The following is a 26,164-nucleotide window of genomic DNA, read 5'->3' as shown; positions in this document are numbered from 1 at the left end:
TCCGCCTCTCCTCGGACGACCGTCGCCCGCCGGGCTCCCGCCCTCGCTACTTTGTAACGCAAAGTGCTTTGCCGCGTCAATGGCATCCCGCAGGATGATGCGGCCACCTCCGGTCTCGGCGATGATCGACCCATGCCCATGCACCGCAGGAGGAGCCCGACGCCCGCACGCCCGTCGCATGCGCTCCTCGCCGTGGCAGCGCTCGCACTGGTGACGTTGGCCCTCGGTGGCTGCACCGCCGCGACGCCTGTGGCCCCGGCCTCCGAGGACGTTCGGTCGACGCGGTCCGAACCCCGCCCCACGCCCGCGGACCCGCCCGCTCCGCAGGTCGTCGAGGAGCCCACCTCCTCTTCGACGGCGGCGATCGGCCCCGTCGAGATCGCCTCCGGGATCATCACCCGCCCCTTCACGGGAGGTCGCGAGGCCGGACGCATCACGGTCACGGACACCGGACGGGCACACGATCTCGAGGTGCGCCTCTCCGGCTTCGACGACGTGCCCGAGTCCATCGGTGTCCGCCTGCTCACGGGACCGTTCACGCCCATCGAAGGGTGCCTCCCCGACGTGTTCACGAAGGTCGCGGCATTCGGAGCCTTCCAGCCCGGACAGGGCGAGGGTCTCACCACGAGCTTCCCGCGCGGATGGGGCATCAGCCTCCTCCAGGACGGGGATGCTCACGTCATGCTGACCGTCCAGAGCGCGACGCTCCCCGAGGAGGGCACCTGCCTCTACCCGGTGCCGGCGGAGGGGGACGTGACGTGGCTCGCCCGCTGATCCCGGCGGCCGTCGGCATCGCCTGGCTCGCCGCCGCCGTCGTCTACGTCGGCACCGAGGCGATCGCCGCGTCCGCCTTCCCCGGTTACAGCTACTCCGCCAACTACATCAGCGACCTCGGCGTGCCCGACGTCGCCGAGTACCAGGGCCGCGCCATCGACTCGCCGCTGCACGCGGTGATGAACGCGGGCTTCATCCTCCAGGGCATCCTCTACCTCGCGGCCGCCGTGATCGCGACCCGCGCCCTCCGTGCCGGCCCCCGCCGCGCGTTCCTCGCCCTCGCCGCCGTGCACGCGGTCGGGATCACCGTGGTCGGCCTCATCCACGGCAGCGCCTCGAGCGCGGCCAGCGGCATCGGCTGGATGCACGTGGTCGGGGCCGGCATGGCCATCATCGCGGGCAACGCCGCCTCGATCGTGGCGGGCCTCGGCTCCGGCCGCGTCGGCGTCGCGCGCGCCATCCGCGTCGCGAGCGTCGCGCTGGGCGTGGTCGGCCTCGTCGCGCTCGCCCTGCTCGAGGCGCTCGGCGGCTCGACGATCGACGGCATCTGGGAGCGCGGATCCGTCTACACGGTCACCGCGTGGGAGCTGATGGCGGGCGTCGCGGTGCTCGTGGCCGCCCGCCGCCACCGGGCGCGCCCGCACGGCTGACCCGCGCCGCCCGAAGGACGAAGGACGCCGGACGACGGACGACGGACGACGTCGGCTAGCGCCGCTCGGACGCCTGCAGCGCCTCGAGGTTGCGGTTGTAGGCCTCGAGCTCGGCGTCGCCGTCCCGGTCGGCCTTGCGGTCGTAGCGCACGGAGTCCCGCTTGTCGCTCTTGCTCCACATGATGGCCGTGACGATCGCGAGGACCACCGTGGGGATCTCGCCGATGCTCCACGCGATGCCGCCGCCGGCCTGCTGGTCGGCCAGCGCCGACTCGCCCCACGGCCGGCCCATCGCGCCGAACCAGTCCGCGAGCAGGAGCCCGGTGCCGGTCATGAGCGAGAGGCCGAAGAACGCGTGGAACGCCATGGTCGCGAGCAGCAGCAGCAGGCGCATCGGGTAGGCGATGCGCACCTTCATCGGGTCGACGCCGATGAGGTTCTGCGTGAAGAGGTACCCGACGATGAGGAAGTGCACGATCATCCACTGGTGCCCGATGTGGTCGGTCGTGGCCCAGCTGAACAGCGGCGAGTAGTAGAAGACGAGGAGCGATCCGGCGAACAGCACGGCCGCCACGATCGGGTGGCCCACGAACGACGCGAACCGGGAGTGCACGGCCATGAGGATCCACTCGCGTCCGCCGCGGCTGCCGTCCTGGCGCTTGCGGATGGCGCGCATCGCGAGCGTGACCGGGGCGCCCGGCACGAGGAGCAGCGGGATGACCATGGCGAGCACCATGTGCGCGAGCATGTGCGAGCTGAAGAGGTACTTCTGGTAGACGTTCACGCCGCCGTTGGTGATGTAGAAGAGGCCGATCATGCCGGCGACCCAGAGGATCGACTGGTGCACGGGCCACGCGTCGCCGCGCTTGCGGAGGCGGTGCACGCCCGCCAGGTAGAAGAAGATCCCGAAGGCGCAGAGCAGGATCCAGAGGAGGTCGAAGTTCCACTCCGTGAGGTAGCGCATGGGCGTGAGCTCGGGCGGCAGGGGCTCGCCGGTGAGGATCTGCGCGGGCGTCGGATCCGGCAGCTGCGTCGCGACGACCTGGCTCACGGGCGGGGCCGTGCGGGCGAGCGCGGCGGCCACGCCGGACGCGACGCCCATGAACGCGAGCTCGGCGGTCACGAGCCACCAGAACGGGCCGCGCGCCGCGGATCCGCGCTCCTCGAGCCGCCCGATGAGCACGCGCCGGTACGCGGCGCCGAAGAGGCCGAGAGCGAGGAGCGCCGCCACCTTGATGAGCACGAGCAGCCCGTACGCGGTCAGCAGCCGGTCGAGCGTGCCGACCCGGATCTCCGCGCTCACGTACCCGGAGGCCGCGACGACCACGAAGCACACGAGCGCGACCGCCGAGTAGCGCCGCAGCACCGGCACGAGCCGGTCGCCGTCGAGCTTCGAGCGCAGCAGGACCATCGTCAGGAGCCCGCCGAGCCAGACGGCGGCGAACACGAGGTGCAGGCCGAGCGCGTTGACGGCGGCGTCGTGGCCCTCGGTGCCGCCCGCGTGGCCCTGCTGCGCCATGGGCACGAGGCCGCCGACGGCGATCACGAGCACGAACGCGATGGCGGTGTGGTTGCGGACCGCGAAGCACAGCACCGTGACGGTCGCGGCGATCAGCGTGGTCGCGAGCCACGCCTGGCCCACGGATATCTGCGTGAGCACCAGGCCGAGGCTCGTCCCGAACTCGGAGCTGAAGGAGAAGGGCGTGCCCGAGACGCTGAGGAAGGTGAAGAACGCGGTGATCGCCGAGGCGACCGTCCAGAGCGCCGCGCCCGCGGCCGCGATGTCGAGCGCGCGGCCGTACTCGGGGCGCTGCCGCGAGAGTGCGAACGCGGCGAGCAGCAGCGCGCCGATGGCCGTGGCCGCCGAGAGGTTGACCATCATCTTCGCGGCGGGCAGGCCGTAGCGGACCACGGGACCCGCGTCCTCGAGCAGCTGCGGGGCGGCGCCCCCGCCGATGGCGAGGGCGGCCAGCAGCGAGAGGAACGCGACGATGACGAGGGCGGCGGGCCCCGCGACGCGGAGGAGTCTGGGCATGAGGGAATCAGCCTAACTCGGGCCCGCTGACGGCCGGCTGGCCGTCGGAGCGCCGCCCGGGAACGCGACAGCGGGGGCGCCGACCGGAGTCGGCGCCCCCGCTGGGCGTGTGGTGAGGAGGACTACTTGACGGCGGCCTTGAGCTTGCTGCCGGCGGAGACCTTGACGCCCTTGGACGCCTTGATCTCGAGGGGCTCGCCCGTCTGCGGGTTGCGGCCGGTGCGCGCGGCGCGAGCCGTCTGCTCGAACGCGACCCAGCCCGGGATCGTGACCTTGACGCCGTCGGCGACGTTGGTCGCGACGGTGGAGAAGAGCGCGTCCAGGACGCCGTTGACGGCGGCCTGGCTCTGGCCCGACTCCGCGGCGACGGCGGCAACGAGCTCGGTGCGGTTGAGTGACTTGTCAGCCATGGGTGTCCTCCTCGGACCTGGTGCCGTTCTTCGCGAGCGGCCGTGTGGTGGATGGTGTCTGTCTACGTCAGCGGACCGTGCGAGCCGAAGAGGCCATCAGCGGTCCGATCGGCCGTGCGGCCGCTTGGAACCTACCAGCTGGACTTCGTGATGCCCGGAAGCTCGCCGCGGTGGGCCATGTCCCGGAAGCGCACGCGGGAGATGCCGAACTTCGACAGGTTGCCGCGGGGGCGACCGTCGATGCCGTCGCGCTGGCGCACGCGGACGGGCGAGGCGTCGCGCGGGAGGCGCTGGATGCCGGCGCGGGCCGCCTCGCGGCTCTCGTCGGTGCCGTTCGGGTCCACGAGGGCCTTCTTCAGCTCGAGCCGCTTCGCGGCGTACCGCTCGACGATGACCTTGCGCTGCTCGTTGCGGGCGATCTTGCTCTTCTTGGCCATGGTTAGCGCTCCTCGCGGAAGTCGACGTGCTTGCGGACGACCGGGTCGTACTTCTTCAGCACGAGGCGGTCGGGGTTGTTGCGGCGGTTCTTGCGGGTCACGTACGTGTACCCGGTGCCAGCCGTCGAACGGAGCTTGATGATCGGACGGACGTCCTGCTGCTTGGCCATTAGATCTTCACCCCACGAGCGAGGATGTCCTTGACGACGGACTCGATGCCACGGGCATCGATGACCTTGATGCCCTTCGCGGAGAGCGTGAGCTTGACGTTGCGACGCAGCGAGGGGACGTAGTACGTCTTCTTCTGCACGTTCGGGTCGAAGCGGCGCTTGGTGCGCCGGTGCGAGTGCGAGATGTTGTGTCCGAAGCCGGGGACGGCGCCGGTCACCTGGCAGGTTGCTGCCATGGTTTCCTCCGTAGGTACCGTAGGGCGAGACCGCCCTACCCAAGATTTCTTGTCGGCACGCCCGTCCCCCGTTCTCGAGAGAGGGGGCTCTGTCCCTCAGGAGGGGCAGCGGGCGCACATGCGAGCGGATGAGCCGCTCGGCCAAGGATCGAGGCTACGCGACGACACGCCCGGGCGCAAGCCGAAGGCCCGGGATCATGCGGATGCGGAGACCTCGGAGGTGCTGGCGACCGGCCCGCCCGCCGCCTCGGCCGCGCGCCGCGTGCACTGGGCGCAGAGCCCGAACACGTCGACCACGTGGCTCGGCGCGGTGAAGCCGTTGCGCGCGGCGACGTCGTGCGCCCAGGACTCGACCTCGTCGGCCGCGATCTCGACGGTCTTCCCGCACACGCGGCAGATGAGGTGGTGATGGTGGCCGCCCGTGGCGCAGGTGCGGTAGAGCGCCTCGCCGTCGGGCGACTGCAGCGAGTCGGCGTCGCCCTCGGCGGCGAGGTCGCCGAGCGCGCGGTAGACGGTGGCCAGCCCGATGGGGGATCCGGCCTCGTGCAGCCGCGCGTGCAGCCGCTGCGCGCTCACGAACTCGGTCGATGCGTCCAGCGCCTGCCGGACGGCCTCGCGCTGCCAGGTGTTCCGCTTCATGCCCGTGCCCTCCCGGCGGGCGATCCTCCCCGCCCCGCCAGGGTACGCGTCCCGCCCGACGTGCCGCTGCGCGCCCGGAGGGCGTCGACACCGCGGCAGACGAGGTAGATGGCGAACGAGATGGTCGTGACGTACGGGCTGATGGGGATGCTGCTGCCGAGCGCGAGCATGATGCCGCCGACGATGCTCGTGAGCGCGAACAGCACGCTGAGCGACACGACCACCCGGGGCGTCGAGGAGACGCGCATCGCGGCGGCCGCGGGCGTGACGAGCAGCGAGAGCACGAGCAGCGCGCCGACGATCTGGATGGAGACCGCGGTGCCCAGCCCGAGCAGGATCATGAACACGATGGAGAGCAGGCGCACGGGCACGCCCCGGGCGGCGGCCACGTCGGGGTCGACGCTCGCGAACATCAGCGGACGCCAGACGACCGCGAGGCCGAGGATGACGACGGCGCTGATCGCGACGAGGTAGCCGAGCTGCGGGTTGTCGACCGAGACGATCTGGCCCGTGAGCAGGCCGAACTTGTTGCTCGCGCGGCCGTCGTAGAGGGCGAGGAAGAGGATCCCGAGACCCAGGCCGAACGGCATGATCACGGCGATGATCGAGTTGCGGTCCTTCGCGCGCGTGCCGAGGACGCCGATGGCGATGGCGGCGACGAGGGAGCCGACGAGCGATCCGCCCACGACGTTGACGCCGAGCAGCAGCGCCGCCGCCGCGCCCGCGAACGAGAGCTCGCTCACGCCGTGCACCGCGAACGCGAGGTCGCGCGTCATGACGAAGACGCCGATGAGGCCGCCGACGACGCCGAGCACGGCGCCCGCGATGATGCTGTTGCGCAGCAGCGCGACGAGCGCGCCGTAGTCGGAGAAGTCGAACAGGCGCGACCAGACGTCGCCCGCGTCCGCGAGCAGGTGGATCACGCGGCCCTCCCGTCGGTCGACCCCGCGGCCTCAGAACCGGCGGCGTGCCGGCCGTGCGCCCCGTGGTCGCCGTGGTCGCCGTGCTCGTCGTCGTCGTGCGAGTGGTGCCCCTGCGGGTCGTCGGTGGCGCCGACCACGACGACGCGGCCGCGCACGCGCACCACGTCGACCGGCGTGCCGTAGAGCGAGCTCAGCACGTCGGAGTCGAGGACCTCGTCGGGCGTGCCGATGCGGAACCGGCCGCCCACGAGGTAGAGGACGCGGTCGACCATGTCCAGCACGGGGTTGACGTCGTGGGTGACGAACACGACCGCCGCGTCGGTCTCCCTGCGGTGCCCGTCGATGAGCTCGCTGACCACGCGCTGGTGGCCGAGGTCGAGGCTGAGGAGCGGCTCGTCGCAGAGGAGGAGCCGCGGATCCGACGCCAGGGCCTGGGCCACGCGCAGCCGCTGCTGCTCGCCGCCGGAGAGCGTCGCGACCGGGGCGTCCGCGTAGGACGTGGCGCCGACCGCGTCGAGCAGCTCGTCGACCCGGGCCCGCTCGGCCCGCCGGCTGATCGGCAGCCCCCAGCGGTGGCCGGTGACGCCGAAGCCGACGAGGTCGCGCGCTCGCACGGGCGTCGCCGCGGTGATGAGCTTCTGCTGCGGGATGTAGCCGATGCGTCGCGCGCCCCGGCGCACCGGCTCGTCGAGGAAGCGCATCTCCCCCGACGTGAGGCGCTGGGCGCCGAGGACGGACTTGAGGAAGCTGGTCTTGCCGGATCCGTTCGGACCGAGCACCGCGACGAACTCGCCGGGTGCCACGTCGAGGTCGAGCCCGCTCCAGAGGGTGCGCGCGCCGAACGCGAGCGTCGCGTCCCGCAGGCTCAGGACAGGTGAGCCGGTCACGATCCCCGGATCGCGGAGGCCACGGCGTCGACGTTCTCGGTCATCCACTCAACGTACCCGCTGCCCGTGGGCAGGTCGGCGGGCAGGGTCTCCGTGACGGGCACGACGGGGACGCCGGCGGCCTTCGCGGCGGCGACGACCTGATCGGTCGTGGCACCCGTGGTCTGCGAGTTGTAGACGAGCGCCGCGACCTTCTTCTCGGAGAAGAGGGCGAGCGTCTCCTTCAGCACGTCGGCCGGCACGTCGGTGCCCTCCTCGACGGCCTCGCTGAACTCGTCCGGCGTGCGGTTCTCGAGGCCCATGGCGCTCGTCATGTACAGCGGCACGGGCTCGGTGATCGCGACGCCCTTGCCGGTGCCGGCCGACTTCGCGGCGGCCTCGGCGTCGGCGATCGCGTCGAGCTTCGCCGTGAAGGCCTGCTCGTTGGCCTCGAACGTCGCGGCGCCGGCGCTGTCCGCCTTGGAGAACGCCTGCTCGATCTCCTCGGCCAGCTTCTTCATCGTGGGCATGTCGTACCAGACGTGCTCGTTGAACTCACCCTCGGCCGGCTTCTGGTCGTAGCCCGAGATGTCGGCCGCGTTGAGGAGGACCGGGCTCTTGCCGTTCGGGAGCGCGCTGATCATGGTGTCGACGAAGTCGTCGTAGCCGCCGCCGTTCTGGATCACGACGTCGGCCGTGGAGAGCGCCAGCTGGTCGCGGGAGGTGGCCTGGTACTCGTGCGGGTCCTTGTCCGGGCTGTCGATGATCGACGTCACCTTCACGTCGTCGCCGCCGATCTGCTGCGCGATGTCGCCGTAGACGTCGGTCGAGGCGACGACCTCGAGCGTGCCCCCGCCGGACGCGGACGCCGACGCGTCGTCGGAGGGCGCCCCGGATCCGGAGGCGCAGCCCGCGAGGGGGACGGCGAGGAGCGAGACGGCGAGCAGGGCGGTGAGGGGGCGACGGTTCATGGATCCGACGATACGGTACTGATAACGGTTGTCAGTACCGATGGGGCGCCGCTGTGGACTCGGCGGAGCGTCACTCCAGGAGCAGCGCCGGCTCCTCGATGATGCTCGCGACGTCGGCCAGGAAGCGGCTCGCGACGTCCCCGTCGACCACGCGGTGGTCGAAGCTCGCGCCGATGGTCGTGACGAAGCGCGGGCGCACCTCGCCGTCGACGACCCACGGCTTCTGCTTGATGGTGCCGAGCGCGACGATCGCGACCTCGCCCGGGTTGAGGATCGGCGTGCCGGTGTCCATGCCGAAGACGCCGATGTTGGTGATCGTGATGGTGCCCTGGCCCATGTCCGCCGGGGTCGTCTTGCCGTCGCGTGCCGTGAGCGTGAGCTGCTCGAGCGCGCGGGCGAGCTCCAGCAGCGACATGGCCTGCGCCTCCTTGACGTTCGGCACCACGAGCCCGCGCGGGGTCGCGGCGGCCACGCCGAGGTTCACGTAGTGGCGGACGATGATCTCCTGGTCGGTCCACGAGGAGTTCACCGAGGGGTTCCGGCGCACGGCCCAGATCATCGCCTTCGCCATGATCAGCAGCGGCGAGACCTTGACGCCCGCGAAGTCGGTGGACGCCTTGAGGCGCTTGACGAACTCCATCGTGCGGGTCGCGTCGACGTCGACGAACAGGCTCACGTGCGGCGCCTGGAACGCGCTCTGCACCATGGCCGCCGCGATGACCTTGCGGACGCCCTTGACGGGGATGCGGTCCTCGCGCGCATCCGGCCACTCGGGCGTCTCGATGTTCTTGAAGACGCTCGCCTGCTGCGCGGTGCGGATGACGTCCTCGCGCGTGATCTCCCCGACGAGCCCGGTGGCCTCGACCTCGGCCAGGTCGACCTCGAGGTCCTTCGCGAGCTTGCGGATGGGGGGCTTGGCGATGATCGGCACGGCCGAGGCCGCGGGGACCGAGGCGGGACGCGGGGCGCGGGCGGCGGGCGCTCCGGCCGGGGCGCCCGGACGCGCGGCGTGGCGGGCGGCGGGAGCGGCGTCGCCCGGCTCGGCGCGACGACGCCGGCTCGCGACCTTGCCGACCGTGCCGTAGCCCACGAGCACGGCGCCCGAGGTCTCCTCCGCGGCGGGCGCGGGCGCGGGCGCCGGCTCGCGGTTCTCGATGGCGGTGTCGTCCTCGATCACCGTCTCGCCGGGCAGCGCCATCTGGGCCGGTGTCTCGGCCGGCGCGGACACGCTCGGCGAGCCCTGCGCGATCGCGATGATGGGCGTGCCCACCTCGACCGTCTGCCCCTCCTGCACGAGCAGCCCGGAGACCGTGCCCGCGAACGGGCTCGGCAGCTCCACCAGCGACTTCGCCGTCTCGATCTCGACGATCACCTGGTTCAGCGCCACCTGGTCGCCCGGCTGCACGCGCCAGGAGACGATCTCGGCGTCGATGAGGCCCTCGCCCACGTCGGGCAGGGTGAACTCAGAATCAGCCATCGTGCGGTCCTCTTCTTCTGCCGCGCAGGCGGCGGGCGTCGTGACGGGTGCGGCGTCTAGTAGGCGAGCGAGCGGTCGACGGCCTCGAGGATGCGGTCGGCATCCGGGAGGTACAGCGTCTCGAGCTTCGCGGGCGGGAACGGGGCGTCGAAGCCGGAGACGCGGATCACCGGCGCCTCGAGCGAGTAGAACGCGCGCTCCGTGACGGTGGCCGCGATCTCGGAGCCGACCGACACGTGGCCGGGCGCCTCCTGCGCGACGACCAGGCGGCCCGTGCGCTGCAACGACTCGAGGATGGGGCCGTAGTCGACGGGCGACAGCGAGCGCAGGTCGACGACCTCGACGCTCGTGCCCTCGTCCGCCGCGAGCTCGGCCGCCTGCAGCAGCATCGCGACCATGGCGCCGTGGCCGACGAGCGTGACGTCGGTGCCGGAGCGGACGACGCGGCTCTCGTGCAGGCCGATGCCGGGAGCCGAGAAGTCGACCTCGCCCTTCGGCCGGTAGCGCGCCTTGGGCTCGAAGAACATGACCGGGTCGTCGCTCTTGATGGCCTCCTGGATCATCCAGTAGGCGTCGTGCGGGGTGCTCGGGCTGACGACGCGGAGGCCGGGGGTGTGCGCGAAGTACGCCTCGGGGCTCTCCTGGTGGTGCTCGATGGCGCCGATGTGGCCGCCGTACGGCACTCGGATCACGACGGGCATGCGCATCGCGCCCTCGTGCCGGTTGGTGATCTTGGCGAGCTGGCTCGTGATCTGGTCGAAGGCCGGGTAGATGAACCCGTCGAACTGGATCTCGCACACGGGTCGGTAGCCGCGCATCGCCAGGCCGATGGCCGTGCCGACGATGCCGGACTCGGCGAGCGGGGTGTCGATGACGCGGCGGTCGCCGAAGTCGCGCTGCAGGTGCTCGGTGATGCGGAAGACGCCGCCGAGCGGGCCGATGTCCTCGCCCATGAGCAGGACCCTGTCGTCCTCCTCGAGCGCGCGGCGGAGGCCGGCGTTCAGCGCCTTCGCCATGGGCATGCTCTCGACGCCGGCGGGGGCTCCTGTGCCGCGCGTCACGGCGTCGTCGGATCCCGCGGGGGTCGCGGCGCGGTCGATGGTGTCGGTCATCGGTTCCCTCCCAGGGAGGCCTCGTAGCGCTCGAGCCACTCGCGCTGCTCCGTCGTGACGGGGTGCGGCTCCGAGTAGACGTGGTCGAAGATGCCGGGCAGTGCCGGGCCCGTCAGCTCGATGGTGCGGCGGCGGACGTCGGCGGCGAGGTCCTTGGCCTCCTCGTCGATGCCGTCGAACAGCGACTGCGGCGCGCCCTGGTTGCGCAGGTACGCCTCGAGGCGGGCGATGGGGTCCTTGGCGACCCAGCCCTGCAGCTCCTCGTCCGTGCGGTACTTCGTGGGGTCGTCGCTCGAGGTGTGCGCGCCGACGCGGTATGTGAGCGCCTCGATGAAGGAGGGGCCGCCGCCGCCGCGCGCGTCGTCGAGGTGCTTGGCGGTGACGGCGTAGCTGGCGAAGACGTCGTTGCCGTCGACCTGGGTGCTCGGCACGCCGAAGCCGCGCGAACGGAGGTAGAGGGGCGTGCGCGACTGCGTGGAGACCGGCACCGAGATCGCCCAGTGGTTGTTCTGGAGGAAGAAGACCTGCGGGGTCTGGAAGCTCGCGGCGAAGACGAACGCCTCATTCACGTCGCCCTGGCTGGTGGCGCCGTCGCCGTAGTAGGCGATGACGGCGGTGTCGCGGTCGGGATCCCCGGTGGCGACGTCGCCGTCGAACGCGACGCCCATCGCGTAGCCCGTGGCGTGCAGCGCCTGCGAGCCGATGACCAGCGTGTAGAGGTGGAAGTTGCCCGCCGCCGGATCCCAGCCGCCGTGGGTGACGCCGCGCATGAGGCGCACGATGTCGACGGGGTCGATGCCGCGGATGAGAGCGACGCCGTGCTCGCGATACGCGGGGAAGACGTGGTCCTGCGGGCGCGTGGCCCGGCCGGATCCGACCTGCGCGGCCTCCTGCCCCGTGCTCGGCGCCCAGAGGCCGAGGTGGCCCTGGCGCTGGAGATTCGTGGCCTCGAGGTCGAACGCCCGCGTGAGGCGCATGTCGCGGAGGAAGCCGCTGTGGTCGTCCTCCGTGAGTCGCTCGAAGTACGGGAGGAACTCCTCGGCGGAGTCGCTCGGTGCGAGCTCGCCCGCGGGGGTCAGGAGCTGGACCGTCACATCGCTTTCCGGCATCGTCCCAACCTACCGGCGCGCCGGGTGGCCCTCCGGCAGCCCCCGGACAATTCCCCCCGAGGCGTTCAGTAGCTTCCGGACAGAGGCGGTTTCGCCGATCGTCACTCGGATCCCCTCGGACCCGAACGCACGCACCACGAGCCCGGTGGCGGCGAGCTGCGCCTCCACCTCCGCGGTCTCCGGACCGGTGGCGAGCCAGACGAAGTTGCCGTGCGGTCGCGGCACGTCCCAGCCCTGTTCGGTGAGCGCGCGCCAGGCCTCGTCGCGGTCGCGGGTGAGCACGGCCACGCGCTCCAGGAGCTCGCCCTCGTGCTCGAGCGACGCGAGCGCCGCGTGCTGCGCGTGGCCGGTGACGGAGAGAGGAATGGCGGCGGAGCGCGCCGCGTCGAGGATGCGCGGGTGACCCACGGCGTAGCCGATGCGGAGGCCGGCCAGCCCGTAGGCCTTCGAGAAGGTGCGGAGGACGACGAGGTTCGGGTGGTCGGCGAGGAGGCGCATGCCATCGAGGGCATGCTCCTCGCCGACGAACTCGCCGTAGGCCTCGTCGAGGAGCACGAGCACGTCGCGCGGGACGGCCGCGAGCAGGCGCTCGAGGTCGGCCTGGGTGACCAGCGTGCCCGTGGGGTTGTTCGGGGTGCAGACGATGACGACGCGCGTGCGGTCGGTGAGCGCGGCGATCATGCCGTCGATGTCGTGCGAGTGGTCGGGCAGGTTCGGCACCGGCGCGCCCGTGGCCCCCGCGACCGTGATGAGGGTGGGGTACGCCTCAAAGGAGCGCCAGGCGTGGACCACCTCGTCGCCGGGGCCCGCGGCCGCCGTGATGAGCTGCGAGAGGATCGCCACGGATCCGGCGCCGGCATGGACGTGGTCGACCGTGACGCTGAAGCGCTCGGCGAGCGCGGTGCGCAGCAGGGTCGCGCCCGCGTCGGGATAGCGGTTCACATCGCGCACCTGGTCGATGCGGGCGAGCACCGAGGGCAGCGGATCGAACGGGTTCTCGTTGCTGGAGAGCTTGAAGTCGTCCTCGCCGGCCGGCTTGCCCTGGCGGTACGCGACCATGGCGGCGATGGCGGGACGGAGCCGGACGGGTGCGGCATCGTCGAGGGGCGCGGGTTCGGGCATCACCGGGCGATTCTACGGGCGGGCCGCCGCGCGGCCCATGGTCCGCGAGGGCGGCGTCTGCGAGGATCGGCGCATGCCCCGATTCCTCGTCCGCGTGGTCGTCAACGCCGTCGCGCTCTGGCTCACCACGCTCATCGTCTCCGGCACCGTCGTGACCGCCTACGAACCGGGCGACACCACGGCCACCGTGCTCACGTACCTGCTGCTCGGCGCGATCTTCGGCGTCGTGAACGGCGTCATCGGCACGGCCATCCGCATCGTGGCCTTCCCCCTCTACGTCCTCACGCTCGGCCTCATCGCGCTCATCGTCAACGGGCTGCTCTTCCTCCTCGTGGCCGCCATCTCCGACGCGCTCGGCTTCGGCCTCACGGTCGAGGGCTTCTGGTGGGGCGTGCTCGGCGCCCTCCTCATGGCCTTCTTCAGCTGGCTGGTGGGCCTCGTGCTCCGACCGGTGACCGCCAGGGCCTGACCCGCGCGTCACATCCCACCGCCCGATCCGCCGGGCGGGGTGAGCGGGGCCCGCTCCGCCCGGTAGAGGTGGGACGCGACCGGCGTCGCCCCGTCGAGGAACCCGTGGAGCTCGTCGCGCGCCCGCTCCAGGAGCGGCGAGCGCGAGGCGTCCATCTCGGTCGCCGTCGTGCGATAGGTGCCCAGATCGTGCGCGTCGAGTGGACCCGCCGATGCCGTCGGCCCGAACGCCGGGGTGCGCACCACGACGTCGTCGCCCGCGGCGCCGTCGGACGGGCGCACGCCCCCGAGCGCGGGGACGGGGTCGTCCGTGTGCTCCACCGCGACGCCGTCGATCCCCTGGCGGATCGGCAGCTGGCCGACCGGGGAGCCGAACGTGAGCTCGTGGGTGACGTGGAAGCCGGGGGCGTCGCCCACGGATCGCGCGAGGATCCCGCCCATCGAGTAGCCGACGACGTAGACCTCGTCCTCCGCGGTCGCGCCAGCCTCGCGGAGCGCCGTCTCGGCCGCGTGGACGGCGGATCCGCCCTCGGTGACGAGCGCGGCGGCCGCCGAGGCCGGTCCGAAGTCCTCGCGGCCGGTGCGCGGATCCAGCGTCACCATGCCGCCGAGGTACGCGACGAAGCGACGGCGTCCGTCCGGCGCCCGGTACTCCTCGACGCGCATCTGCGGGGTGCCGGGGACCGGGTCGGGGATCCGGTCGGCGAGGTCGCCCAGGCTCGCCGGCGCCGGTCGGAGGGCGTCACGGCGGACGCGGACGGTCGCCGGCGCGTCCCGGAGCAGGCCCGCGGCGCCCAGGGCCGCGAGGAGCCCCGCGGTCGTCTCGCGCACGCCGTCGTCGCCGGCCGGGAGGCCCGGCAGGAACCGCGTGGCCGAGGCCGCGATGTCCGAGACCACGTCGCGGAGGACGCCGGGGAGCATGATGCGGCCGGGCCCGTCCGGGTGGACGGCCAGCATGCCGGTGACGCCCAGCAGCCGGAGCGCGTCGGGCATCAGCGGGTCGAGCTCGTCGCCGATGCCGCCCAGGGAGGCGCGAGCCGCATCCGCCGCACCGTCGCCCGCGGCGGAGCGCACGCAGCGGTCGACGTCCCGCTCGCCGTCCGCGTACTCGGCGGCGACCCGACGCAGGTCGGCGGCGAGCGCCCGCGCGTCGTGGGCGGCGGACGACAGGAGACCGCGCGGGGCGTCGAGGCCCGCATCGTGGTCGCCCGTGATCGTGGCGACCAGCGGCGGCAGGGCGAGCGCACGGGCATGGTCGTCGAGCCGCCCGGCCTCGTCGTCGAGCCGCGCGGCGATGCGCGTGAGGTCGTCCGTCTCGACCGCGGTGCCGCCTCCCTCCGTGACGGTGAGCCCCGCGACCGCCGCCGTCACGGGCGCGCTCCGGGGCAGCCGGGCGCCGCGCCGGCGGCCGGATGCGCGTCATGGAGGAGGGTGCCGGCGAGCGCCACCCGGCCGGCGAGGTCGTCGAGGGCGCGGATGAACGCGTCGTGCGCGCGTCCGGACCACGACGGGTCGTCCCGGCAGGAGGCGATGCCGCGGTGCGTCTCCGCCACCGCGTCGGCGATGACGGCGAGCGCATGCGCGCGCGTCAGCGCCTCGGCGCGGAGCTGGCCGGGCGTGCTGCCGCCCTCCCTCCCCGTGCCTCCGAGCGGATCGCCCCCGCCCGCACCCCATCCGCCCGGCTGTCCCCGCATCGCGTCCCGTCCTCTCCGTCGGCCCGCATCGTGCGCTGCGGCGGGGACGGCGGGCCGCCGGACGCCGCCTCCGGGGGACGGCGGAGGGATCCGAGGGTGTGGGGAGGGACCGCAGCCGACAGAATGAGCGCATGGGAGCCCCCGACTCTCCGGCCGCGACGGCTCCACCCGTCTTCCGGATCGCCTTCGTCTGCACCGGCAACATCTGCCGCTCCCCGATGGCGGAGGTCGTCTTCCGTGACCTCGTGCAGCGCGCCGGGCACGCGGACCGCGTCTCGGTGACGAGCGCGGGGACGGGCGACTGGCACGTCGGCGAGCAGGCGGACGCGCGCACGCTCGCGGCGCTCGAGCGCCGTGGCCTCTCGGGATCCGCGCACCGCGCCAAGCAGTTCGACCCGGACACGCTCCCCGACCTCGACCTGGTGGTCGTCTTCGACCGCGGCCAGGAGCGGACGCTGCGCCAGTGGGCCCGGACGGAGGCGGACCGGGCGAAGATCCACCTGCTGCTGTCGTTCGATCCTCCACAGGCGCACCTGCGGGACGTGCCCGACCCGTACTACACGGACGCGGCGATGTTCGATCGGGTTCTTGGGATGATAGACCGAGCCGCCCGGGCCCTCCTCGCGCAGGTGGAGCCCGGCATCCGTCCCCCCAGCTAGGAGATCCCCCCGCATGAGCCCGTTGCCCCCGCAGGTGCTGAGCCCCCTCGACGGCCGCTACGCCCCCGTCGTCACCGAGCTCGGCGAGCACCTCTCCGAGGCGGGCCTCAACCGGGCGCGCATCCACGTCGAGATCGAGTGGCTCATCCACCTCACCGACCGGTCGCTCCTCTCCTCCTCGCCGTTCACGGACGCGCAGAAGGCGGCGCTGCGCGAGGTCGTCGCGGGCTTCGGGCAGGAGCAGATCGACGCCCTCGCGCGCGTCGAGGCCGTCACCCGGCACGACGTGAAGGCCGTCGAGTACTTCGTGCGCGACCGCCTGGAGGAGCTCGGCCTCGGTCACGTCGCCGAGCTCACCCACTTCGCGTGCACCAGCGAGGACATCAACAACCTCTCCTACGCGCTCGTCATCGACAGGGCCGTGCGCGAGGTGTGGCTGCCGAAGCTCGTCTCCGTCATCGGCGCGCTGCGCGAGCGCGCCCTCCTCTTCCGCGACGACGCCATGCTGTCGCGCACGCACGGGCAGCCGGCCACGCCCAGCACCCTCGGCAAGGAGCTCGCGGTGTTCGTGCACCGGCTCGAGCGCCTCCGGGCCGACGTGGAGGACGTCGAGGTGCTCGGCAAGTTCAGCGGCGCCACGGGCACGTTCGCGGCGCACCTCGCGGCCGACGCCGACGTCGACTGGCCCGCCGAGTCGCGCGCGTTCGTCACGTCGCTCGGCCTCGTGTGGAACCCGCTCACCACGCAGATCGAGTCGCACGACTGGCAGGCCGAGCTCTACACGCGCATCGCGCACGTCAACCGGGTGCTGCACAACCTCTGCACCGACGTGTGGACCTACATCTCCATGGGGTACTTCCGGCAGATCCCGCAGGCGGGCGCCACCGGGTCGTCGACCATGCCGCACAAGATCAACCCCATCCGGTTCGAGAACGCCGAGGCGAACCTCGAGCTGTCGGACGCGCTGCTCGACTCGCTCGCGTCGACCCTCGTCACCTCGCGGCTCCAGCGCGACCTCACCGACTCGACGACGCAGCGCAACGTCGGCGTCGCGCTCGGCCATTCGCTGCTGGCGCTCGACAACGTCGGGCGCGGGCTCCTCGAGATCGACGTCGACCGGGCGCTGCTCGCGGCCGACCTCGACGCGAACTGGGAGATCCTCGGCGAGGCCATCCAGACCGTCATCCGCACGGAGATCGTCGCCGGGCGCAGCTCCATCAGCGACCCGTACGCGGTGCTCAAGGAGCTGACGCGCGGCAAGCGCGTCGGGCGCGACGAGATGCGGGCGTTCGTCTCCGGGCTCGACATCGGCGATGCCGCCAAGGCGCGGCTCCTCGAGCTGACGCCCGCCGGGTACGCGGGGCTCGCGTCGCAGCTGGTCGACCACATCCTCTGAGGCCGGGCATCGGGATCCCCGTCGAGGCGGGGATACCGGCGGGGCTCAGCGGGGAGATCGAGCCGCAGCGGATCCCGGCGGCTCAGTGCCGCGTGGGCCGGTCCGGGTGGTCCTGCTCGTCCATGTCCTGCAGCTCGTCGCGGTTCGGCTTGAACGACAGCGCGAGCATGGCGAGCATCACGAGGGCGCCGATGAACGCGACGCCCGTGAAGACGATCACGACCGTCCACGACTGCGCGTCGCCGGGCCGGGTGCTGAGCGCCACGATCACGCCGACGAACGCGGCGAGCGCCGCCGCGATGCCGAGCAGCTCGGCGGGGCGCATGCGGTCCTTGCGGATGTTGGATGTCACGGTCAGCTCGCGCTCTCGGTGGTCCGGGGGGCGTCCGCCGCGGAGGTCGCGGTGGGCGTGGAGGTGCCCCATTTCATGCTCAGGGCGGCGATGACCAGGAAGACCCCGACGATCGCCGCGTAGGCGCCCAGGAGGCCGACGGCCACCACGGGCGCGGTGAGCTGGCCCTCGCGCTGCTCGACGCCGCCGTACTGGACGACGAGGTCCGGCGGCACCAGCAGGAACGCGACGGCGAGGACCACCGTGAGCGCGCCGGCGGTGATCGCGTCGGTGGCGCCCGGCACGCGGCCGCGGGAGCGGAGGCCGGCGACGAGCTCGAGGAACCCGGTGACGACGGCCCAGACGCTGACGACGTACAGGAGGACGAGCACGCCGCCGTCGCGGGCGAGCAGCGCGGCGACGCCGGCCACGACCGTGATCGCGCCCTGGGCGATGGCGCTCGTGCGGAGGCGCGCGGCGGGACCGCGGAGGGCCCGGGCGCCGAGGCCCGCGGTGATCAGGCCGGAGAGGAGCGCGAAGACGCCGAACGCGACGAGGCCGAGGGACGGCGAGTGGTCGCTGGAGAAGGTGATGAACGCGGCGAGCGCGAGCGCGGGCAGTGCGCGCAGGAGGAGCACGGGCCAGTACGCCGCCCGGAACGTCAGCTCGTCCTCGGACACGGCAGCCTCTCTCTCCATCGGGGGCAAGCCTACTCGGTGGGTTCCTGGGCGGATGCTCGGCCGGAGCGCGCGGTGACGGTCCTCTCGCGCTGGCCTAGGCTCGACGCGTGACGAGTCCCCTCCCCCGTCTGGCCGCCGCGGCGGCCGGTGCTGTCGTCGGGCTCGCGGTCGTCTGCGCCGTGGGCGTGGCCCGCGGGATCGTCTACGCGAACCGGGCGTTCTGAGGCGCGACGGCCCCGCGGCCGACGGCCCGGGATCCGCGCGTCGGGCCCGCCCGATCCGCCGCTCCGCGCGACGCGCACCCGCGCCCCGCAACCCGCAACCGAGAGGCCCCGCCGTGCCCCAGCCCGAGACCGCGCCGCGGCCCGCCCCCGAGAGCGGCCGGACGGCAGGCGGATTCATCCCCGTCGACCGCGCCGTCGTCGCCGCCCCGGAGGGCGCTGCGGAGGCCCTCGCCCGTCGCGACCGGCTGGCGCTCGGCATCGACATCGGCGGCACGACGCTCAAGGCGGGCATCGTCGACGTGACCACGGGGATCCGGCTCACCGAGCGCATGACCGTGGCGAAGCCCGTCGGCGGCGAGCCCGAGGACATCGCGGACGTGATCGCCGAGATCGTGCTGGCTCTGACGCCCGAGGAGGACCTGCCCGTGGGCGTCGGCGTCCCCGGCATCGTGCGGCATGGGATCGTGCGCTCCTCCGCCCACATCTCCGACCGCTGGCTCGGCATGGACGCGCGCACCGCCATCCGCGAGCGCAGCGGGATCGACGTGCTCACCGTCAACGACGCCGACGCGGCCGGGGTGGCGGAGCTCGAGTACGGCGTGCTGCAGGGCCGCGGCGGCCTCGTGATCCTCACGACGCTCGGCACCGGCATCGGCACCGCGCTGCTGCACGACGGCACGCTGATCCCGAACAGCGAGCTCGGCCACGTCCACATCGACGGCGGCGACTACGAGATGCAGGCCGCGTTCTCCGCGGTGCGACGGGAGGGGCTGACCTTCGAGGAGTGGGCGGCGCGGCTGGAGCTGTACTACCGGCACCTCGAGTCGATCATGTCGCCCGACCTCATCGTGGTGGGCGGCGCGGCGGCGCACGAGTTCGCGCGCTTCTCCGGGTTCCTGCACCTCGACACCGAGATCATCGCGGCGAGCCGGGGCAACGACGCCGGGCTGGTCGGCGCTGCCCTGCTCGCGCACCGGGCGGGCGTCGCGCCCGACTGATCGGCCTCCGCGCGGTCCCGGTGGGCCCCGCCCCACGAGCGTGCGCGACACCGTCCGGCAGACTGGCGCCATGAGCACCGCCGCTCCCCGCCCGCTGCGCGTCGTCATGTCGCCGGACTCGCTCAGCGGATCCGCGACCGCCGTCGAGGCCGCCCGCGCCCTCCGCCGCGGCTGGCTCCGCGCCCGACCCGACGACGACGTGGTGGTCGCGCCCATGGCCGACGGCGGGCAGGGCACGCTCGACGTGCTCGACGCGGCCGTCCCGGGAGCGCGGCGCGTGCCCGTCCGCGTCACCGGGCCCGACGACCGGCCGGTCGACGCGCACTGGCTCCTGCTGCCCGACGGGACGGGCGTGGTCGAGGTCGCGTCGACGAGCGGGATCACGCTGCTGGATCCGCTCCGCCCGCTCACCGCCCATACCCGCGGCTTCGGCCAGGCGATCCGCGCGGCACAGGATGCCGGCGTCCCGCGCCTGCTGCTCGCGCTCGGCGGCAGCTCCTCCACGGACGGCGGCGTGGGCGCGCTCCGGGAACTGGGCGCGCGGGCGATCGACGCGGACGGCTCCCGGGTCGGCGACGGCGGCGGCGCGCTCGCGGGCATCGCGTCGCTGGACCTCTCCGGGCTCCGGGCGCTGCCGGCGGGCGGCGCCCGGATCCTCGGCGACGTCCGCGCTCCCCTCACCGGGCCCGCGGGCGCCGCCGCCGTCTACGGTCCGCAGAAGGGCGCGACGCCGGCCGACGTCCGCGCGCTCGACGCCGGCCTCGCGCACCTCGCCGGCCTGCTCGGCGTGGATCCGGCCACCCCGGGCGCCGGCGCCGCGGGCGGCACCGCGGCGGGCCTCGTCGCATGGGGCGCGGTCGTGGGATCCGGATCCACCGGCGTGGCCGACGCGATCGGCCTGGCTGGGCTCGTCGCGGGCGCCGACGTCGTGATCACCGGCGAGGGTCGCTTCGACGCGCAGTCCCGGACGGGCAAGGTCGCCTCGCACGTGCTCGACCTCGCCCGGGCGCATGCGACCACGGCGATCCTCGTCGCGGGCTCCGTGGCCGCCCCCACCGACGGGTTCGCGGCCGCGCGTTCCCTCACCGACCTCGCCGGATCCGCGGACGCCGCGCGCGCGGACGCCGTCACCTGGCTCGAGCGCGCCGCGGAGGACGTGGCCCGCGGACGCGAGTGGACGGGCTGAGGCAGGCCGCCCGGGCTCAGTCCCGCGGGCCCGCAACCGGCTCGGCGCGGTCCGCGCGCCCGACGGCACCCGCCGCCCGCTCCCGCAGCGCCCGGTACTCCTCCGCCACGTCCGCCGCCGCGACGTCCCACGTGCGCCGGGCCGCGTGGGCCCGCGCCGAGGCCGAGAGCCGCGCGAGCGCGGGCCGGTCGGCGAGCAGGTCGCGGATCGCCCGGGCCCAGTCGGAGGGATCCCGCGAGGCCACGAACACGCCGCTCACGCCCTCCCGCACCGAGTCGACGAGCCCCTCCGTCCGCGACGCGACGACGGGCGTGCCGCACGCCGCGGCCTCGAGCGCCACGAGCCCGTACGTCTCCGCGGCCGACGGCATGAGCGCGAGGTGCGCACCGGCGAGCGTCCGTGCGGTCACCGCCCGGTCGAGCGCGCCCGCGAAGACGACGTCGTCCTCGAGGCCGAGGGAGCGCACGAGCGCGTGCAGGCTCGCCGCGTAGGCGTCCCGGCCGGGCGAGACCCCGCCGGCGATCACGAGCAGGGGCCGGGTCGCGGGATCCAGAAGGGCGAGGGCCCGCAGAGCCACGTCCTGGCCCTTGAGCGGCTGGATCCGCCCGAGCAGCACGATCCGCGGCCGTCCGCCGCCGTCGCGACCCGACGGCTCCCGGAGGAACGCCTCCTCCACACCCGGCGCCACGACGTGCACGGCCGCGGGATCCGCGTCGTACGCCTCCACGAGCAGCCGCTTCTCCGACTCCGCTGATGCGACCACGAGGTCCGACGCGCGCACGAGCCGCCCCTCGTCCGCGAGCCGCGACGCCGGTTCCGGGGTGTCCCCCGCCACGAGCCGACGGTTCTTGCCCGCGGAGACCGAGTGCAGCGTCAGCACGTGCGGCACGCCCCACGCGCGCGCAACGGGCAGCGCAGCCACGGCCGACAGCCAGTAGTGCGCGTGCACGACGTCCGCCGGCGGCAGCGCGGCGAGCGCGTCGGCGAACGCGGCCGTGATCCCGGGCAGCTCCTCCTTCGCGAGCGGCCCCGCCGGTCCCGCCCGCAGCGCGAGCAGCTCGACGCCCGGCGCGACGGGCAGCACCGCCGGGTCGGCCGGATCCGTCGCACGCGTGATCAGCCGCACCTCGTGCCCCTGCCGCCCGAGGCTCCGCGCGAGCTCCAGCAGGTAGACGTTGAGCCCGCCGGCGTCGCCGGTGCTGGGCTTCTGGATCGGCGACGTGTGCAGCGAGACGAACGCGATCCTCATGCGCCGATCCTACGAGCGGGTGCCGCGCCGACCCGCGGGCGCGACGCCCGTCCGATCACGACGCCGCTCGGACGGGGGCGGTGCGACGGGCCCCCGATCCGGGAGAATGGGCGGATGCGGTCGCCCGTCCGCAACCCGTCCACCTCCCCCTGCCCGGGGAGAGCCCGTCTGGAGGCCCGCATGACGCGACCCGCCGGCCCCGCGACCATGCAGATCGGCGAGCTCGCCGAGCGCACCGGCCTGTCGCACCGCACGCTCCGCCACTACGACGAGACCGGCCTCCTGCGCCCGTCCGGCCGCTCCGACGGCGGGTTCCGCCTCTACACCGACGAGGACCTGGAGCGCCTCCTCCTCATCCGCCGGATGAAGCCGCTCGGCTTCTCGCTCGAGGAGATGATGCGCCTGCTCGAGGTCTCCGACGCCCTCGACGCCGCCGGCCCCGACGACGACACCGCGTCCCTGCGGGCGGATCTCGCCGCCTTCGTCGCCGACGCGGAGGAGCGCCGCCGCCGCCTCGCCGAGCACCTCGCGATGGCCGACGAGTTCCTCGACCGCCTCCGCGCGCGCTGACCCGGAGGCCGCGCAGGCCGCCCGGCGCGGACCCTCACGCGACGGCCTCGTACCATGGAGAGGTGTCGACCATCACCCCTCCCCGCGCGCCCGCCTCGGCCTCCGCCTCCCCCGTGCTGCGCGAGGCGTCCCGCCGTCGCACCTTCGCCGTCATCTCGCACCCCGACGCGGGCAAGTCCACGCTCACCGAGGCGCTGCTGCTGCACGCGCACGCCATCGGGTCCGCGGGCGCCGTGCACGGCAAGCAGGGCCGGAAGTCCACGGTCTCCGACTGGATGGACATGGAGAAGGAGCGCGGCATCTCGGTGAGCTCGGCCGCGATCCAGTTCACCCACCGCGACACCGTCATGAACGTCGTCGACACCCCCGGCCACGCCGACTTCTCCGAGGACACCTACCGCGTGCTCTCCGCGGTGGACGCCGCGATCATGCTCGTCGACGCCTCCCGCGGCCTCGAGACCCAGACCATGAAGCTGTTCGAGGTGTGCCGTCAGCGCCGCATCCCGATCATCACGGTCATCAACAAGTGGGACCGGCCGGGCCGCGAGCCGCTCGACCTCATGGACGAGATCAAGGAGCGCACGGGCCTCCTCCCCACCCCCCTCACGTGGCCCGTCGGCGAGTCCGGCGCGTTCTTCGGCGTGGTCGACCGATCGAGCGGCGAGTGCGTGCGCTTCACGCGTACCGCGGGCGGCGCGAGCATCGCCCCCGAGACGCGCATGTCGCCCGACGAGGCGCTGGCCGCGGCCGGATCCGCGTGGACGAACGCCGTCGAGGAGAGCGAGCTCCTGCACGAGGAGGGCCAGGACCACGACGAGGAGTCGTTCCTCGCCCGACGCACCACGCCCGTGCTCTTCGCGGCCGCCGTCCTCAACTTCGGCGTGACCCACATCCTCGACGCGCTCGACGCCATCGCCCCGGCCGCCCAGCCGCGTCCGGACGAGCAGGACCGCGCACGTCCCGTGGAGGAGGACTTCTCCGGCTTCGTCTTCAAGGTGCAGTCGGGCATGAACACCGCGCACCGCGACCGCCTCGCGTTCATGCGGATCTGCTCGGGCGTCTTCCACCGCGGCATGACGGTCACGCACGCCCAGACCGGCCGCCCCTTCGTCACCAAGTACGCGCAGCAGCTCTTCGGCCGCGAGCGCTCCACCGTCGACGACGCCTACCCGGGCGACGTCGTCGGCCTCGTGAACGCGTCCAACATCCGCGTGGGCGACACGCTCTTCGACGGCGCGCCCGTCACCTTCCCGCGCCTCCCCCAGTTCGCGCCCGAGCTCTTCCGCGTGGTCCGCTCGAAGGACACCAGCACGCACAAGCAGTTCCGCAAGGGCATCGAGCAGCTGGACCACGAGGGCGTCATCCAGGTGATGCGCTCTGACCTCCGCGGCGACCAGGCGCCCGTCCTCGGCGCGGTCGGCCCCATGCAGTTCGAGGTCGTCGTCGAGCGGATGACGAACGAGTTCCGCGCCCCGCTGCGCATGGAGCCGCTCGAGTACCAGGTGGCCCGGATCACCGACGCGGCCTCGGCTCCGGCCCTCGCCAAGACGATCGGCGTCGAGGTGCTGGTCCGATCCGACGGCACGCACATCGCCCTGATCACCACCCCGTGGCGCCTCAAGGCGATCCAGCGCGACAGCCCCGAGCTCACCCTCGTCGACGCCGCGACTGCCCTCCCCGACGCCTGATGCCGCGGACGCGCGCGTGCCCCCCTCACCCGGTCACGGGTCGGTGCCCGTCGTTCCGCGGGATCCGACCGTGACCTCCTCGGCCGGTGACAGCCCGTCCTTCCACGCCGCTCCCGTCGACGCATCGGCCGTCGAGCCCGCTGCGATCCTCCCGGAGACGGCCACGGACGCCGTTGCGGTGGTCGTCCGCGGCCCGGCGATCGACGCCGAGACGCGCTGCGTGCACTACGGATCCGCGCTCGACGTCGTGGCCCTCCGCGCCCCTTGCTGCGACGCCTGGTACCCGTGCCACCTCTGCCACGTGGCCGTCGCCGACCACCCGCTCGCGGTGATCCCCCGCTCCGCCCATCACCTGCCGGCCGCGCTGTGCGGCGTCTGCCGCGCCACGATGTCCGTGCCCGAGTACCTCGCGGCCGACTCCTGCCCGAGCTGCGGCGCCGCCTTCAACCCCGGCTGCGCCGCGCACGCCCACCTCTACTTCGCGCCCTGACGCGGACGCCGACCTACGTGTCGTGACCCCGTCCACGCCCGTCGGCGGCCCGTGCCTCGTGACCGGTGACGAACGCCCCGTCGCCCCTCTAGGGATCCAGGCTCGACTACCCGCCCGCGGGCATGTCCGCGAAGCGCGAGAAGTGCCCGTGGAAGCCGACGGTGATGGTGCCCGTCGGCCCGTTGCGGTGCTTGGCGACGATGAAGTCGGCCTCGCCCGCGCGCGGGTTGTCCTTCTCGTAGGCGCTCTCGCGGTGCAGCAGGATGACCATGTCGGCGTCCTGCTCGAGCGACCCGGACTCTCGGAGGTCGGAGATGGCCGGCATCTTGTCGGCGCGCTGCTCGGGGCCGCGGTTCAGCTGCGAGAGCGCGATGACCGGGACCTGCAGCTCCTTCGCCATGAGCTTGAGCGCGCGCGAGAACTCCGAGACCTCCTGCTGGCGCGACTCGACCTTCTTGCCGCTCGTCATGAGCTGCAGGTAGTCGATGACGACGAGCTTCAGCCCGACCTTCTGCTTGAGCCGGCGGCACTTCGCGCGGATCTCCACGAGCGTCATGTTCGGGCTGTCGTCGATGTAGAGGGGCGCGTCGTTGATGCGGCCGCGGGTCTGCGCGATGGTCGTCCAGTCCCGTGCGTCCACCGTGCCCTTGCGCATGCTCTGCAGCGGGACGGACGCCTCGGCGGAGAGGAGGCGCATCGCGATCTCGCTGCGCCCCATCTCGAGGCTGAAGAAGATGGAGGGCATGTCGTACTTGATGCTCGCGGCCCGCGCGAAGTCGAGCGCCAGCGTCGACTTGCCGAGCGCAGGACGCGCGGCGACGATGATGAGCTGGCCGGGGTGCAGGCCGTTAGTGAGCGCGTCGAGGTCGGCGAAGCCCGTGGGCACGCCGGTCATCTGGCCGTCTTTGCCCTTCGCGGCCTCGATCTCGTCGATGGCGACCGTGACCGCGTCCGTCAGCGGCACGTAGTCTTCGGCCTCCACGCCGCCCGTGACGCCGTAGATCTCGGCCTGCGCGTTGTTGACGAGGTCGACGACCTCGCCCTCGCTGGCGTAGCCCATCTGCACAATGCGGGTGCCCGCTTCGACCAGGCGCCGCAGCACCGCCTTCTCGGCGACGATGGAGGCGTAGAAGCCCGCGTTGGCGGCCGTGGGGACGACGCTGGTGAGGGTGTGGAGGTAGTCCGCCCCGCCCGCCCGGCTCAGCTCGCCGAGCTTCGTCAGCTCGTCCGTGACCGCGATGACGTCCGTCGGCTCGCCGTGGGAGTACAGGGAGAGGATCGCGTCGAAGATGATCTCGTGCTTGGGGATGTAGAAGTCGATCGCCCGCACCTGCTCGACTGCGTCGGCCACGGCGTCCTTGCTGAGGAGCATGCCGCCGATGGCGCTCTGCTCGGCGAGGAGGTCGTGCGGCGGCGTGCGCTCGTGACCGGCGCGCTTGTCGCGCTCGTCCCGTTCGCCGGCGAGACCCAGATGGGCGATGGACACGTGCGGCTCCCCTCGGTCGGCTGGGCGGATGCGCCCGCACGACCGTTCTAGCTCGGACCTCCGACACCGCTCGGACGACGTCGGCCGGACCGCTCACGGGTCCTCCGCGACCCG

Annotated in this window: 29 protein-coding genes; 10 read left to right on the top strand and 19 right to left on the bottom strand. The window is 73.2% G+C overall.

What is annotated here, in order from left to right; all coding sequences use genetic code 11:
- Nucleotides 1-192 precede the first annotated feature (192 nt).
- Both B5P21_RS01530 and B5P21_RS01525 read left to right on the top strand, forming a co-directional pair.
- Nucleotides 193-774 (top strand): hypothetical protein, encoded by a 582-nt coding sequence (locus tag B5P21_RS01530; protein ID WP_133064149.1) that lies wholly within the window; start codon nt 193-195, stop codon nt 772-774.
- The gene (locus B5P21_RS01525; protein ID WP_094170681.1) at nt 759-1,424 is read left to right on the top strand and encodes a DUF998 domain-containing protein; all 666 of its coding nucleotides are present in this window, start codon (nt 759-761) and stop codon (nt 1,422-1,424) included. Before B5P21_RS01530 ends, B5P21_RS01525 begins: the two co-directional genes overlap by 16 nt.
- A 55-nt stretch (nt 1,425-1,479) precedes the next feature.
- On the opposite strand, the gene B5P21_RS01520 is transcribed toward B5P21_RS01525, so the two are convergent.
- From B5P21_RS01520 to B5P21_RS01460, 13 genes are all read right to left on the bottom strand, one after another.
- Nucleotides 1,480-3,459 carry a bifunctional copper resistance protein CopD/cytochrome c oxidase assembly protein gene (locus B5P21_RS01520; protein WP_094170680.1) on the bottom strand — a complete coding sequence of 660 codons (1,980 nt, stop codon included), beginning with the start codon at nt 3,457-3,459 and terminating at the stop codon, nt 1,480-1,482.
- Between the two features lie 122 nt (nt 3,460-3,581).
- Complete coding sequence (locus tag B5P21_RS01515; RefSeq protein WP_012039622.1) at nt 3,582-3,869, bottom strand: HU family DNA-binding protein; 288 nt, start codon at nt 3,867-3,869, stop codon at nt 3,582-3,584.
- Nucleotides 3,870-4,000: 131 nt separating this feature from the next.
- Entirely contained in the window at nt 4,001-4,306 is a 306-nt protein-coding gene (gene rpsN / locus B5P21_RS01510; RefSeq protein WP_015491493.1) for a 30S ribosomal protein S14, read from the bottom strand.
- A gap of 2 nt (nt 4,307-4,308) precedes the next feature.
- On the bottom strand, nt 4,309-4,476 hold the full coding sequence (rpmG, locus tag B5P21_RS01505; protein WP_011187086.1) for a 50S ribosomal protein L33: 168 nt from the start codon (nt 4,474-4,476) through the stop codon (nt 4,309-4,311).
- On the bottom strand, nt 4,476-4,712 hold the full coding sequence (gene rpmB, locus B5P21_RS01500) for a 50S ribosomal protein L28 (RefSeq protein ID WP_012039624.1): 237 nt from the start codon (nt 4,710-4,712) through the stop codon (nt 4,476-4,478). The genes rpmG and rpmB overlap by 1 nt, the downstream gene beginning before the upstream one ends.
- Before the next feature lie 195 nt (nt 4,713-4,907).
- The gene (locus tag B5P21_RS01495; RefSeq protein WP_045529997.1) at nt 4,908-5,351 is read right to left on the bottom strand and encodes a Fur family transcriptional regulator; all 444 of its coding nucleotides are present in this window, start codon (nt 5,349-5,351) and stop codon (nt 4,908-4,910) included.
- Complete coding sequence (locus B5P21_RS01490; protein ID WP_045529998.1) at nt 5,348-6,274, bottom strand: metal ABC transporter permease; 927 nt, start codon at nt 6,272-6,274, stop codon at nt 5,348-5,350. Before B5P21_RS01490 ends, B5P21_RS01495 begins: the two co-directional genes overlap by 4 nt.
- Entirely contained in the window at nt 6,271-7,161 is an 891-nt protein-coding gene (locus B5P21_RS01485; protein WP_045529999.1) for a metal ABC transporter ATP-binding protein, read from the bottom strand. The genes B5P21_RS01490 and B5P21_RS01485 overlap by 4 nt, the downstream gene beginning before the upstream one ends.
- On the bottom strand, nt 7,158-8,111 hold the full coding sequence (locus B5P21_RS01480) for a metal ABC transporter substrate-binding protein (RefSeq protein WP_045530000.1): 954 nt from the start codon (nt 8,109-8,111) through the stop codon (nt 7,158-7,160). Before B5P21_RS01480 ends, B5P21_RS01485 begins: the two co-directional genes overlap by 4 nt.
- Before the next feature lie 70 nt (nt 8,112-8,181).
- Entirely contained in the window at nt 8,182-9,588 is a 1,407-nt protein-coding gene (locus B5P21_RS01475) for a dihydrolipoamide acetyltransferase family protein (RefSeq protein ID WP_045530001.1), read from the bottom strand.
- 56 nt (nt 9,589-9,644) lie between these two features.
- Complete coding sequence (locus B5P21_RS01470; protein ID WP_045530657.1) at nt 9,645-10,610, bottom strand: alpha-ketoacid dehydrogenase subunit beta; 966 nt, start codon at nt 10,608-10,610, stop codon at nt 9,645-9,647.
- 86 nt (nt 10,611-10,696) lie between these two features.
- A complete protein-coding gene (locus B5P21_RS01465; RefSeq protein WP_045530002.1) occupies nt 10,697-11,809 on the bottom strand; it encodes a thiamine pyrophosphate-dependent dehydrogenase E1 component subunit alpha in 1,113 nt (370 codons plus the stop codon).
- Between the two features lie 9 nt (nt 11,810-11,818).
- Nucleotides 11,819-12,934 carry a pyridoxal phosphate-dependent aminotransferase gene (locus B5P21_RS01460; protein WP_045530003.1) on the bottom strand — a complete coding sequence of 372 codons (1,116 nt, stop codon included), beginning with the start codon at nt 12,932-12,934 and terminating at the stop codon, nt 11,819-11,821.
- Nucleotides 12,935-13,004: 70 nt separating this feature from the next.
- Between B5P21_RS01460 and B5P21_RS01455 the strand changes: the two genes are divergently transcribed.
- A complete protein-coding gene (locus B5P21_RS01455; protein ID WP_045530659.1) occupies nt 13,005-13,400 on the top strand; it encodes a phage holin family protein in 396 nt (131 codons plus the stop codon).
- Between the two features lie 8 nt (nt 13,401-13,408).
- Here B5P21_RS01455 and B5P21_RS01450 read toward each other — a convergent pair whose 3' ends face one another.
- Both B5P21_RS01450 and B5P21_RS01445 read right to left on the bottom strand, forming a co-directional pair.
- A complete protein-coding gene (locus B5P21_RS01450; protein WP_094170679.1) occupies nt 13,409-14,770 on the bottom strand; it encodes a hypothetical protein in 1,362 nt (453 codons plus the stop codon).
- Nucleotides 14,767-15,093, bottom strand: coding sequence for a hypothetical protein (locus tag B5P21_RS01445; protein WP_045530005.1), 327 nt, complete (start codon nt 15,091-15,093; stop codon nt 14,767-14,769). The genes B5P21_RS01450 and B5P21_RS01445 overlap by 4 nt, the downstream gene beginning before the upstream one ends.
- Nucleotides 15,094-15,224: 131 nt before the next feature.
- On the opposite strand from B5P21_RS01445, the gene B5P21_RS01440 reads away from it, so the two are divergent.
- Together B5P21_RS01440 and purB are read left to right on the top strand one after the other, a co-directional pair.
- Nucleotides 15,225-15,752 (top strand): low molecular weight protein-tyrosine-phosphatase, encoded by a 528-nt coding sequence (locus B5P21_RS01440; protein ID WP_045530006.1) that lies wholly within the window; start codon nt 15,225-15,227, stop codon nt 15,750-15,752.
- 13 nt (nt 15,753-15,765) lie between these two features.
- Nucleotides 15,766-17,148, top strand: coding sequence for an adenylosuccinate lyase (purB, locus tag B5P21_RS01435; RefSeq protein ID WP_045530007.1), 1,383 nt, complete (start codon nt 15,766-15,768; stop codon nt 17,146-17,148).
- An 82-nt stretch (nt 17,149-17,230) separates the two neighbouring features.
- Here purB and B5P21_RS01430 read toward each other — a convergent pair whose 3' ends face one another.
- On the bottom strand, nt 17,231-17,500 hold the full coding sequence (locus B5P21_RS01430; RefSeq protein ID WP_045530661.1) for a hypothetical protein: 270 nt from the start codon (nt 17,498-17,500) through the stop codon (nt 17,231-17,233).
- A gap of 2 nt (nt 17,501-17,502) precedes the next feature.
- A complete protein-coding gene (locus tag B5P21_RS01425; protein WP_045530008.1) occupies nt 17,503-18,177 on the bottom strand; it encodes a DUF308 domain-containing protein in 675 nt (224 codons plus the stop codon).
- A 319-nt stretch (nt 18,178-18,496) separates the two neighbouring features.
- On the opposite strand from B5P21_RS01425, the gene ppgK reads away from it, so the two are divergent.
- A complete protein-coding gene (ppgK, locus tag B5P21_RS01420; protein ID WP_080939356.1) occupies nt 18,497-19,381 on the top strand; it encodes a polyphosphate--glucose phosphotransferase in 885 nt (294 codons plus the stop codon).
- 70 nt (nt 19,382-19,451) lie between these two features.
- On the top strand, nt 19,452-20,567 hold the full coding sequence (locus B5P21_RS01415) for a glycerate kinase (protein ID WP_045530010.1): 1,116 nt from the start codon (nt 19,452-19,454) through the stop codon (nt 20,565-20,567).
- 16 nt (nt 20,568-20,583) lie between these two features.
- Here the strand turns inward: B5P21_RS01415 and B5P21_RS01410 are convergent, their stop codons facing one another.
- Nucleotides 20,584-21,816 (bottom strand): glycosyltransferase, encoded by a 1,233-nt coding sequence (locus B5P21_RS01410; RefSeq protein ID WP_045530011.1) that lies wholly within the window; start codon nt 21,814-21,816, stop codon nt 20,584-20,586.
- A gap of 180 nt (nt 21,817-21,996) precedes the next feature.
- On the opposite strand from B5P21_RS01410, the gene B5P21_RS01405 reads away from it, so the two are divergent.
- The 3 genes from B5P21_RS01405 to B5P21_RS01395 all read left to right on the top strand — a co-directional run bounded on the left by B5P21_RS01405 (nt 21,997) and on the right by B5P21_RS01395 (nt 24,564).
- Nucleotides 21,997-22,386: a MerR family transcriptional regulator gene (locus B5P21_RS01405; protein WP_045530012.1), complete on the top strand. Its 390-nt coding sequence runs from the start codon at nt 21,997-21,999 to the stop codon at nt 22,384-22,386.
- A 62-nt stretch (nt 22,387-22,448) separates the two neighbouring features.
- Complete coding sequence (locus B5P21_RS01400; RefSeq protein ID WP_094170678.1) at nt 22,449-24,074, top strand: peptide chain release factor 3; 1,626 nt, start codon at nt 22,449-22,451, stop codon at nt 24,072-24,074.
- 70 nt (nt 24,075-24,144) lie between these two features.
- Nucleotides 24,145-24,564, top strand: a complete 420-nt coding sequence (locus tag B5P21_RS01395) for a CHY zinc finger protein (RefSeq protein WP_080939357.1) — start codon at nt 24,145-24,147, stop codon at nt 24,562-24,564.
- Nucleotides 24,565-24,670: 106 nt separating this feature from the next.
- On the opposite strand, the gene dnaB is transcribed toward B5P21_RS01395, so the two are convergent.
- On the bottom strand, nt 24,671-26,050 hold the full coding sequence (dnaB, locus tag B5P21_RS01390) for a replicative DNA helicase (RefSeq protein WP_012039646.1): 1,380 nt from the start codon (nt 26,048-26,050) through the stop codon (nt 24,671-24,673).
- Between the last annotated feature and the right edge of the window lie 114 nt (nt 26,051-26,164).

Source organism: Clavibacter michiganensis subsp. insidiosus (genome assembly GCF_002240565.1).
GTDB classification, from domain to species: domain Bacteria; phylum Actinomycetota; class Actinomycetes; order Actinomycetales; family Microbacteriaceae; genus Clavibacter; species Clavibacter insidiosus.
Note: the sequence above shows the minus strand (reverse complement) of the source record. Positions and strands in the feature narration are given on the sequence as shown.

Coding starts and splice junctions, on each gene's coding strand:
- B5P21_RS01520 (WP_094170680.1), bottom strand. CDS start 3,459: ATGCCCAGACTCCTCCGCGTCGCGGGGCCCGCCGCCCTCGTCATCGTC.
- B5P21_RS01515 (WP_012039622.1), bottom strand. CDS start 3,869: ATGGCTGACAAGTCACTCAACCGCACCGAGCTCGTTGCCGCCGTCGCC.
- rpsN (WP_015491493.1), bottom strand. CDS start 4,306: ATGGCCAAGAAGAGCAAGATCGCCCGCAACGAGCAGCGCAAGGTCATC.
- rpmG (WP_011187086.1), bottom strand. CDS start 4,476: ATGGCCAAGCAGCAGGACGTCCGTCCGATCATCAAGCTCCGTTCGACG.
- rpmB (WP_012039624.1), bottom strand. CDS start 4,712: ATGGCAGCAACCTGCCAGGTGACCGGCGCCGTCCCCGGCTTCGGACAC.
- B5P21_RS01495 (WP_045529997.1), bottom strand. CDS start 5,351: ATGAAGCGGAACACCTGGCAGCGCGAGGCCGTCCGGCAGGCGCTGGAC.
- B5P21_RS01480 (WP_045530000.1), bottom strand. CDS start 8,111: ATGAACCGTCGCCCCCTCACCGCCCTGCTCGCCGTCTCGCTCCTCGCC.
- B5P21_RS01475 (WP_045530001.1), bottom strand. CDS start 9,588: ATGGCTGATTCTGAGTTCACCCTGCCCGACGTGGGCGAGGGCCTCATC.
- B5P21_RS01470 (WP_045530657.1), bottom strand. CDS start 10,610: ATGCCCATGGCGAAGGCGCTGAACGCCGGCCTCCGCCGCGCGCTCGAG.
- B5P21_RS01465 (WP_045530002.1), bottom strand. CDS start 11,809: ATGCCGGAAAGCGATGTGACGGTCCAGCTCCTGACCCCCGCGGGCGAG.
- B5P21_RS01455 (WP_045530659.1), top strand. CDS start 13,005: ATGCCCCGATTCCTCGTCCGCGTGGTCGTCAACGCCGTCGCGCTCTGG.
- B5P21_RS01445 (WP_045530005.1), bottom strand. CDS start 15,093: ATGCGGGGACAGCCGGGCGGATGGGGTGCGGGCGGGGGCGATCCGCTC.
- B5P21_RS01440 (WP_045530006.1), top strand. CDS start 15,225: ATGGGAGCCCCCGACTCTCCGGCCGCGACGGCTCCACCCGTCTTCCGG.
- purB (WP_045530007.1), top strand. CDS start 15,766: ATGAGCCCGTTGCCCCCGCAGGTGCTGAGCCCCCTCGACGGCCGCTAC.
- B5P21_RS01425 (WP_045530008.1), bottom strand. CDS start 18,177: ATGGAGAGAGAGGCTGCCGTGTCCGAGGACGAGCTGACGTTCCGGGCG.
- B5P21_RS01415 (WP_045530010.1), top strand. CDS start 19,452: ATGAGCACCGCCGCTCCCCGCCCGCTGCGCGTCGTCATGTCGCCGGAC.
- B5P21_RS01410 (WP_045530011.1), bottom strand. CDS start 21,816: ATGAGGATCGCGTTCGTCTCGCTGCACACGTCGCCGATCCAGAAGCCC.
- B5P21_RS01405 (WP_045530012.1), top strand. CDS start 21,997: ATGACGCGACCCGCCGGCCCCGCGACCATGCAGATCGGCGAGCTCGCC.